The following is a 6,772-nucleotide window of genomic DNA, read 5'->3' on the forward strand; positions in this document are numbered from 1 at the left end:
GATCATGTCGACCGGCGCCCTGCCTGCGTTCACCCGTGGAACGATCAACCTTGCCGCGGCCAGCCTCGGGGCAAGGGGCATCTTCGCCACGGATGAATTCTTCGGGCCGCTGTCGCGCATGCTGGCCGATGAACCGGCCGTCTTTCAGCCCGGCCTCTATGACGAGAACGGCAAGTGGATGGACGGCTGGGAAACGCGGCGGCGGCGCGGGCCGGGCCATGACCATGCAGTCATCGCGCTCGCCACGCCCGGCCGCATCCGCGGCTTCGACGTGGACACCGCTTTTTTCACCGGCAATTTTCCGACGGCCTGTGCCATCGAGGCCTGTCATGCGCCCGAAGGCCCCGACGACCGGACATCCTGGGCGGAATTGCTCGGGCCCAGCCCGCTCGGGCCAAGCGCCCAGCATTTCTTCGACTGCGCCGCAGACGGGCTCTATAGCCATGTGCGGCTTCGCATCTATCCCGATGGCGGGGTGGCGCGGTTACGGGTCTACGGCATTCCGACGCTCGTCCCCACGGAAGAGCCGATCGACCTTGCCGCGGCCCTTGCCGGCGGCCAGGTCATCGCGCTTTCGAACGGGCACTACGGCCATCAGCGCTTGCTCGCGCCCGGCCGCGGCGTCAATATGGGTGACGGCTGGGAGACCAGCCGGCGCCGCGAGCCCGGCCACGAATGGATCGTGGTGAAGCTCGCCACGCGGGCGACGGTGGACAGCATCGTCGTCGATACCGCCCATTTCAAGGGCAATTACCCGGATGCCTGTTCCATGCAGGCCGCCGACCTGACGGGCTCGACGGGGGACCTCCCCACCCTTGTCAAAGCCGCGTCGATGTTCTGGCAGGAAATCCTGCCCGAACAGAAACTGGCCGCCGACCGTATCCACACGTTCGACGGCCATCTCGTGAAGCGGGCGGGTGCGGTGACGCATGTCCGCCTCAACATCCATCCGGACGGCGGCGTCAGCCGCCTGCGTGTTTTTGGCCATCCGGCCGAGGGAGGAAAGACATGAAGACCATCGAGATCAGACCGTTGACCCGAGAGGCCTTTGCGCCCTTCGGCCAGGTCATAGAGCAGGACGGGGCGCCGAATTTCCCGATCAATGCGGGCAAATGCACCCGCTTCCACGACCTCGCCCATATCGAGACGACGGGCGAAAAGGCCCGGCCGATGATCAGCCTCTTGCGCGGCGAGCCCTATCCGCTGCCGCTGGAATTGAAGATGGTCGAGCGCCATCCGCTCGGCAGCCAGGCCTTCATTCCGCTCGGCGAAAGCCCCTTCCTCGTCGTCGTCGCCGAGGAGACGGAAAACGGACCGGCCGAGCCGATCGCTTTTCGCACCGCGCCCGGGCAGGGCGTCAATATCGGCCGCAATGTCTGGCATGGCATCCTGACGCCGCTCGAAACCGTCTCCGATTTCGCCGTGGTCGATCGCGGCGGCGAGGGCGTGAACCTTGAAGAGCACTTTTACGACGAAACCTTCCTGATCCGCTGATCCATCCACCGGGCAGCGGATCCGCCGGCCCGCCTCCACGGGCCGGCACTTTCTCGGCCTCCTTGACAAATTTTCTTGTCAATGGAATCCTTGCGCATGCTCGATCTCGACATCCTCGATACGCCGGCAGCGGCCGCCCTCGCCCTCGACCCGATCAAGGCGCGGCTTCTCGCTGAACTCTCGGTTCCCTCCTCCGCAGCCGCGCTTGCCGGCCGCGTCGGCCTGACGCGCCAGAAGGTCAACTATCACCTCAAGGCGCTGGAAGAGGGCAAGCTGGTGGAACAGACCGAGGCGCGCCACTGGGGTGGCATCACCGAGCGGCTGATGGTGGCGACGGCGCGCTCCTATGTCGTTTCGCCCGCAGCACTCGGCCCGGTCGGCGCCGACCCGGCCCTCAATGGCGACCGGCTCTCCGCGAGCTACCTCATCGCGCTCGCCGCCCGCATCGTGCGCGAGGTCGGCGCGCTCTGGCGCGGCGCGCGGGCTTCGGACAAACGGCTCGCCACGCTCTCGATCGACACGACAATCCGCTTCGCCTCGCCCACCGCACGCGCCGCCTTCACCGCCGATCTCACCGAAGCGGTAGCCGTGCTCGCCGCCCGCTATCACGACGACACGACCCCAGGCGGCCGGCCGCACAGGCTGGTGGTCGCCGCCTATCCCGCACCTCCGGAAACCGAAAGGAAGACCCATGCCGACGAACTTTGACGCCACCGGCAAACGCTGGGTGGAGATGGAATTTCTGGTGCCCGGCACACCCGACCAGGTCTGGCAGGCAATCGCGACCGGACCCGGCAACACGGCCTGGTTCACCAAGGCCGAGATCGAGGGCAAGATCGGCGGCCAGATCACCTTCCATTTCATGCCGGGGGTCACCTCCGGCGGCACGGTCACCCAATGGGAGCCGCCGCACCGTTTCGGCTATGTGGAGGTGGGCTGGGCGGAAAATGCGCCGCCGGTCGCCACCGAGATCAGCATCGTCGCGCGCTCCGGCGACCAGTGCCTGATCCGCATGGTGCATTCCCTCTTCTCTTCGACCGATGACTGGGACAGCCAGATGGAGGGCTTCGAATCCGGCTGGCCCGGCTTCTTCGAGGTGCTGCGGCTCTATCTGCGCCATCACGCCGGCGACACCGCCGCCTCCTTCCAGATCAGCGCCGAAGCGAAGGGCGAGGATCTCGTGGTCTGGCGCAAGCTGCTCGACGGGCTCGGCCACGAAACGGCCGATGCCGGCGAAAACTGGACCGTCGACGCCGGCGAAACATTTTTCGGCGAAGTCGTTCGCGTGCGGCAGGACGAGGAGCAGCGCTACGTTCTGGTGCACATTGCCGGCGACGTGCCCGGCGTCGGCCTGTTCGGCATCTACCGCATGGGCGAAGCGGTCCGGCTCAGCGTCTGCCGCTTCTTCTACGGCCCGAAAGCTGCGGACACCGCCGCTGCGACCGAGCCGACATGGCAGGCCTGGCTCGACGGCATCGCAAAATCCTGAAACGAAAACGGGCCGCATTCATCACGCGGCCCGTTCCTTTTGAAGTAAGCCTCTTACTCCGCGAAGAAGGCGAAGCGGATGACGAAGAGGACCGCGACGATGGCCGTCGCCGGGTGGATATCCTTCCACTTGCCGGTAAACAGCTTCAGCACGACATAGCTGATGAAGCCGAAGGCAAGGCCGTTGGCGATCGAATAGGTGAAGGGCATGGCGAGCGCGGTGAGTGCCGCCGGCGCCGCTTCCGTCAGGTCTTCCCATTCGATTTCCGTCAGTTCCCGCATCATCAGGCCTGCCACGTAAAGCAAGGCCGGTGCCGTCGCATAGGTCGGCACGGAGGCGGCGAGCGGCGAGATGAAGAGAGCGGCGAGGAACAGGATGGCGACGGTGAAGGCGGTGAGGCCCGTACGCCCGCCGGCCTGCACGCCGGACGCGCTTTCCACGTAGGCCGTCGTGCTGCTGGTGCCGATCAGGGAGCCGGCGACAATCGCCGTGCTGTCGGCGAGAAGCGCACGGCCGAGGCGGCTCGGCTTGTTTTCCTGGATGAGGTTGGCGCGCTTGGCGACGCCGATCAGCGTGCCGGTCGCGTCAAAAACTTCGACGAGCACGAAGACCAGGATGACATGGATGAGGCCGCCATGCAGAGCGCCCATGATGTCGAGCTGCAGGAAGGTCGGCATGATCGACGGCGGGGCCGAGACGACGCCGCGGAACTCGCTGACCCCGAAGATCCAGGAGAGCACCGTGACGGCGAGAATGCCGATCAGGATCGCGCCCTTCACGCGCAGCGCATCGAGCACCGCGATGACGAAGAAGCCGAGGATCGCGAGAAGCGGGCCGGTTTCCTTCAAGCTGCCGAGGCCGACGAGCGTCGCCGGATTGTCGACGACGATCCCGGCATTCTTCAGCGCGATGATACCGAGGAAGAGACCGATACCGGCGGCAATCGCGCTGCGCAGTGAATGCGGAATGCCGGCGATCAGCCAGCTGCGAACACCAGTCACCGTCAGGATGACGAAGATGATGCCGGAGATGAACACCGCGCCCAGCGCCTGCTGCCAGGTGAAGCCCAGCGCCGCCACGACGGTGAAAGCGAAGAAGGCGTTAAGGCCCATGCCGGGCGCCATGCCGATCGGCCAGTTGGCGACGAGCGCCATGACCAGCGAGCCGAGAGCCGCGGCAAGACAGGTCGCGACGAAGACGGCATCCCGGTCCATGCCCGTGGTCGACAGGATGTCCGGGTTGACGAAGATGATATAGGACATGGTGAGGAAGGTCGTGAGACCCGCGATCACCTCTGTGCGCACGGACGTGCCGTGCTCACTCAGCTTGAAAAGCCGTTCAAACATGTTTTCTCCCCCTGGCGCTGCCTGAGGCGCGCCGTGCGAAACTTCCGGGTCAAAGCTCCTCCAGCCACCCGGTCCTGGCCGGCGCTTCGCGCTGCGAACCGCCGCCCCCGCGGATTTCCCGCGCCCGCGCGCCGCTGTCCGCCGGAAGCCGGCCGCGGTTGATCACAGTTTCGTCATATTGCTTGTTTGAGCGCAGTTGCGCCAGCCGGGCATTTCCCCGAATTTGAGCGAAACTCTTTCACGATTCGCCTGATGCAGGGCACGGATTCGCCCGAGCGGCGGCGCGATTTGCCGGATCGGCAGGGCTCTGCGTCACTCGCAGACGTCGACCCATTCGCCCTTGACCAGCGCCGCCATGCGCTCCGGCGCAATGCGCACCGCCGCATTCGTCGCGCCCGCCGCCGGAACCACCTCGTCGAACGGCCGAAGCGACACGTCGCAATAGACCGGCACGGGAGCGGGCAGGCCGAACGGGCAGACACCGCCGACGGGATGGGAGGTGATCGCCAGCACCTGTTCCGCATCGAGCATGCGCGGCTTGGCGGCAAAACGGTCCTTGAATTTCCGGTTGCTGAGCCGTGCCGTGCCGGCGGCGACGAGCAGCACGATCTCCTCGCCGATGCGCAGGCAGATCGTCTTGGCGATCTGTTCCGGCGCCACCCCATGGGCTTCGGCGGCCAGCGTCACGGTCGCCGAACTCTGCTCGGTGACGAGCACCGCGACATCGGGAGCGTTTTCGGAAAAGAAGCTGCGGACGGATTCGAGAGACATGCCCATGTTCATAGCCAGTCCGGCGGCCTCCTTGCAAGAGGCCACCGAAAAGCAACGCATACTATGCTTTCACGCGTAGATGCCGCCGGTCGGGATCGTGCCGGCGGTCGAGCCCGGCAGGAAGGTCGCCGCCTTGCCGAAGGTGTTGATGACGCCGTTCGTCTCGGCGATGTAGCGGCCGCCGGTGGCGGCGCCGACGATCGTCGGGTTGGAGAGCGCCACGGTGCCGCAGCTGCTCGTGGCAATGAACTGCGTGAAGGCGGGCGTGCCGGTCAGCGTGAAGGTGCGGTTGACGCCCGTGAGATAACCCATGGCGATGTTCATATGCCGCCGCGCGCCGCCATTGATGGTGTAATTGTCCTCCAGCACGATCTGGCAGGGGCTGTCAGCGAAGATATGGTCGGCATTGGCGCCCACTGCGCCGAACTCCATCTTGCCGAGGCGGAGCGTGACGCCGTTGCTGACCGAAAGCGCATGGATGAGATCCGTGCCGATGGCGATCCGCAGGCCGCTGACCCGAACCTGCGCCCCGTTCCGGAAGCTGAGCCCCGAGGACAGCACGACCGACGCCGGCGTCGTCTCATTGCCCTTGATGAAGAGCGTGCCGCCGCCGATCAGCGGACGCACGACGCTCGCGCCGACATAGGTTCCGTTGGCAAGCTCAATCGTCACGTCATAGCTCGCGCAGTCGAGCCTATGCGCCTCGTCGATCGCCTTCTGGAGCGTCGCAAAGGGCGCTCCAACGGAAAGTCCGTTGTTGCTGTCGCTCCCGGTCGCCGCGACATAATAGGTAAGGTTTCCGGTGAGCTGTGGCCGCAGGCCGACGGCGCCGGCCGGAAAGGAAACCCTGCCCGTCGCCTGGTCGACGACCATGGCGTCGTTGAAGGTGGAGCCGTCGGCGCTCACCTTGACGCGGAACGCATCGCTGCCGGCAAGCCCCATCTCGGCCCGCCCGGACCAGCCCGTCTGGAACAGCAGCGACGCCGTGTCGCCCGCATTGGCCTTGTTGATCTTGACCTGATGCCCGGCACCCTCATTGGTGAAGAGCGAAGCGGGCGAGGCGACCGCCAACCGGTTCGTCGCATCCGCCGTCGTGTTGATACCGACTTCGACCGGAATCGCGACACTGACGGTGGCAAGCCCCCATTCGCCCTCCTCGAAGGTCAGCATGCGGTTTTCGTCCGTGGCATAGGCCAACCAGCCATCGCGGGGCGTATAGAAGGTCCAGACTCCATCCTGCCAGGCCGTGACATCCCTCCCCCGCCCCGTCCAGGCCCCCGTGGCGCCAACAGGCACGATATAACGATCCCCCGCTGCAGGACTTCCCGGCGGGCTCGCCACGCTCCGGCTGCCGACCGCCAGATGAAGCAGCGCATCGATCGCCTTGATGGCCTCATTGTGCGTCACATGCTTCTGGGCCTGTGCGGGGAGGATATAGGGAAGGTTTAGGTTTTCGGATGCGTCCATGTTTCCGGTTCCTGTGTGGGTTTTCCGGAAGTATACGGACGCGCGGGCGGGCGGGGAAAACAGCGGCTAATTTTTCCCACCCCTAGAAACGGCAAAAGCCCTCCGAGTTTGGAGGGCTTTTTGATATTTGGTTGCGGGGGCAGGATTTGAACCTGCGGCCTTCAGGTTATGAGCCTGACGAGCTACCGGGCTGCTCCACCCCGCG

At 65.6% G+C, this 6,772-nt stretch carries 7 protein-coding genes and 1 tRNA gene; 4 read left to right on the top strand and 4 right to left on the bottom strand.

Annotated elements, in window-relative coordinates:
• The first annotated feature begins 4 nt into the window (after window positions 1-4).
• From alc to J2Y63_RS16315, 4 genes are all read left to right on the top strand, one after another.
• On the top strand, window positions 5-1,012 hold the full coding sequence (alc, locus tag J2Y63_RS16300; RefSeq protein ID WP_435266931.1) for an allantoicase: 1,008 nt from the start codon (window positions 5-7) through the stop codon (window positions 1,010-1,012).
• Window positions 1,009-1,494, top strand: a complete 486-nt coding sequence (locus J2Y63_RS16305) for an ureidoglycolate lyase (protein WP_435266932.1) — start codon at window positions 1,009-1,011, stop codon at window positions 1,492-1,494. Before alc ends, J2Y63_RS16305 begins: the two co-directional genes overlap by 4 nt.
• A gap of 96 nt (window positions 1,495-1,590) precedes the next feature.
• The gene (locus J2Y63_RS16310) at window positions 1,591-2,202 is read left to right on the top strand and encodes a helix-turn-helix domain-containing protein (RefSeq protein WP_435266933.1); all 612 of its coding nucleotides are present in this window, start codon (window positions 1,591-1,593) and stop codon (window positions 2,200-2,202) included.
• Complete coding sequence (locus J2Y63_RS16315; RefSeq protein ID WP_435266934.1) at window positions 2,186-2,983, top strand: SRPBCC family protein; 798 nt, start codon at window positions 2,186-2,188, stop codon at window positions 2,981-2,983. Before J2Y63_RS16310 ends, J2Y63_RS16315 begins: the two co-directional genes overlap by 17 nt.
• 53 nt (window positions 2,984-3,036) lie before the next feature.
• Here the strand turns inward: J2Y63_RS16315 and J2Y63_RS16320 are convergent, their stop codons facing one another.
• The 4 genes from J2Y63_RS16320 to J2Y63_RS16335 form a co-directional block, all read right to left on the bottom strand.
• Window positions 3,037-4,329: an NCS2 family permease gene (locus J2Y63_RS16320; RefSeq protein ID WP_256121335.1), complete on the bottom strand. Its 1,293-nt coding sequence runs from the start codon at window positions 4,327-4,329 to the stop codon at window positions 3,037-3,039.
• Window positions 4,330-4,641: 312 nt separating this feature from the next.
• Entirely contained in the window at window positions 4,642-5,100 is a 459-nt protein-coding gene (locus J2Y63_RS16325) for a YbaK/EbsC family protein (protein ID WP_256121334.1), read from the bottom strand.
• 69 nt (window positions 5,101-5,169) lie between these two features.
• Entirely contained in the window at window positions 5,170-6,567 is a 1,398-nt protein-coding gene (locus J2Y63_RS16330) for a DUF2793 domain-containing protein (RefSeq protein WP_435266935.1), read from the bottom strand.
• Window positions 6,568-6,695: 128 nt separating this feature from the next.
• Window positions 6,696-6,772 (bottom strand) — tRNA-Met (locus J2Y63_RS16335).

The organism is Shinella sp. BE166, assembly GCF_051201095.1.
Lineage (GTDB): Bacteria > Pseudomonadota > Alphaproteobacteria > Rhizobiales > Rhizobiaceae > Shinella > Shinella lacus.